Annotated in this window: 4 protein-coding genes; all 4 read right to left on the bottom strand. The window is 60.5% G+C overall.

What is annotated here, in order from left to right:
* The coding region (locus tag A39O_RS32650) for a hypothetical protein (RefSeq protein ID WP_040527505.1) at nucleotides 1-398 on the bottom strand (398 nt) is incomplete at its 3' end.
* A gap of 28 nt (nucleotides 399-426) precedes the next feature.
* A complete protein-coding gene (locus A39O_RS0108370) occupies nucleotides 427-810 on the bottom strand; it encodes a hypothetical protein (protein WP_020504223.1) in 384 nt (127 codons plus the stop codon).
* Nucleotides 803-1,789 (bottom strand): hypothetical protein, encoded by a 987-nt coding sequence (locus A39O_RS0108365; RefSeq protein ID WP_020504222.1) that lies wholly within the window; start codon nucleotides 1,787-1,789, stop codon nucleotides 803-805. Before A39O_RS0108365 ends, A39O_RS0108370 begins: the two co-directional genes overlap by 8 nt.
* On the bottom strand, nucleotides 1,789-2,008 hold a 220-nt coding region (locus A39O_RS32645), incomplete at its 5' end, for a hypothetical protein (RefSeq protein ID WP_040527504.1). The genes A39O_RS32645 and A39O_RS0108365, both read right to left, overlap by 1 nt.

Here is a 2,008-nt window from a genome sequence, read left to right as displayed (position 1 = left end):
TGCGGATGATCGATGACTTGCAACAGCCGCCCCAGAGCGTGGGCGCGATCGGGATCGAAACCCCTCTTTCCGGTTTTCTGCTGGCCCCCGATATCGGCCGTGAAGGCATGAGTATTGTCAGCATCAAACCGCACCTTGATCGGGTACGCCTTCCCGCCCGAGTGAACCGTCAAGGGCAGCGTCTTCCCGCCCAGATGCGCCCGCCAGTACGCCCGCGCTTCATCCAGCGTGGACAGGCCCGCGCTGCTGGGCAACACCGGGGCGCCAGTTCCGGCGCTACCTCCTGAGCCCGGACCCTGGGGCGCCTGCTTGACGTGACTTCCGCCGTGCTCCGTGCCCCACCAGCCGCGGGCCTTGGAGAAGAACAGGGCGCGCGGTTGGTGGGGTTGTGTGCTCATGGGCGTTAGTGTGGCGTCACGACAGGTGTCAGGCAGCGTCCCGGCGCTGATACTCCTCCGCATACCGGTCGACGCGCTCCCACAGGGAATCCTTCAACTCACGATAGGGCGTCCGCCGCTGGATTAGTTGCGCCAACAACTGGTCCAGGTCGAACTTCAGTTGCTCAACGTGACGCAGCATGGGTTCCGGCATTTCCTTGATCTTGTAGCCGTAGCGCAGGGTTATCCGCCGGGCCACCGAGATCATGATGCCCTTGAGACTTTCGGCTTTTGGACCATCGCCGTTTTCGTCCTGATACCCGGCCAGGCTCGACACGCGATCCGTGAGCGCCTTCTGGGCTACCGCCTCCGCCGACAGGGCAATCTCGCGGCGGTTGTGCTCCACCGTCAAGGCGGTTGACTTCTTACTCATGGTCGAACCCTCCGGAGATAGCCAGACGTATCATCTCAGCCAGTTGGTCGATTTTCTTCGCCCCGTGCTCCCACTCGCGGCGAATCTCCTCGGGGGGCGCCCCGCAATGGGCCGGGTCGAAGGCGTCACTGATCAGGACCGCAATGGAGTTGATCAGATGGTCAGCCTCTACGATCCGGGGGCGGTGACGGGCAACCGCCTGGTTGGCTTCGGTCAACGGCTCCAGTTCGCTCTTCAGGAACGCGATGCGCTGCTCCAGCGACACCAGTTGGGCCTCGCGCGAGTCGAGGGTGGATTGCTGCTCGCGCAGCTTGTTGGTGACGCCCCGCTGGATCGCATCCTCGCGCTCGTGCTTGAGGCTCTTGATGGTGTCCTTGAGTTTGTCGGCCTGTTCCTTGGAGTGCCGAATCTCGGCTCGGGCTTCCATGACCTTGGCCTGAGCTAACCGCTCGGCTTCCAGGGCGAGGGTGCGGCGCAGCGTGGCGGCTTCAGCCTGGGCCGTCTCGGCCTTCTGTTCGGCAACCGTGCGCGTCTTCTTTTCGCCGATGGCTTGTTGGCGCCAGGATTCTTTTTCCTCTTGGAGTTTGTCCACGGCTTCCTGAACCAGCCGGGCCGTCAGCTTGCGACCGTCCTCTTCGGCTTTGGCGGTCGCTTCGGCCCAGACGGTGCGGCGTTCTTCATCGGTAAGCGGGGCGAGGGGGCGAAGCTGGCCTTCTGGGATTTTTGATACAATTGTATCATTTCCGATAGAAAGCTGAACTTCGGCCGCCCTTGCCAGTTGATTCAATCTCCCAATCGTGACGCCGAGCACCGATTCGCCAAACGCATCAAAAGACTCGAATCCTTTAGCCTTCCATCCTTTCTCTTCACGGATCTTGAGAAGATAGAACCGCTGGTCAGATTCAGATTTCTGAAAGAGCTTGACGTAAAGATCGCACTCCTCTGCGGTCATCTCGTAGTTGGCGCGGATGATGTCCATTAATTCCTACCCTTGCGGATGTTGAATATCTCTTTTTTCACTTGCCAGTCGGTCATGCCTGCTACTTCTCGGAAAATAGCTTCTACGTCACACGACTGAAGACAATTAGCCGAGGATTGGATAGCGGTATTGGTCCGCCGGGCTTCGGCCTGGGTCATCTCCGCGAGGGCGATCTGGTCGGTTGGGGGTAGGGTCATGTCGCTCATACCCCCACCTCCG

This window comes from Lamprocystis purpurea DSM 4197, assembly GCF_000379525.1.
Taxonomy (GTDB): domain Bacteria; phylum Pseudomonadota; class Gammaproteobacteria; order Chromatiales; family Chromatiaceae; genus Thiodictyon; species Thiodictyon purpureum.
Note: the sequence above shows the minus strand (reverse complement) of the source record. Positions and strands in the feature narration are given on the sequence as shown.

Coding starts and splice junctions, on each gene's coding strand:
- A39O_RS0108370 (WP_020504223.1), bottom strand. CDS start 810: ATGAGTAAGAAGTCAACCGCCTTGACGGTGGAGCACAACCGCCGCGAG.
- A39O_RS0108365 (WP_020504222.1), bottom strand. CDS start 1,789: ATGGACATCATCCGCGCCAACTACGAGATGACCGCAGAGGAGTGCGAT.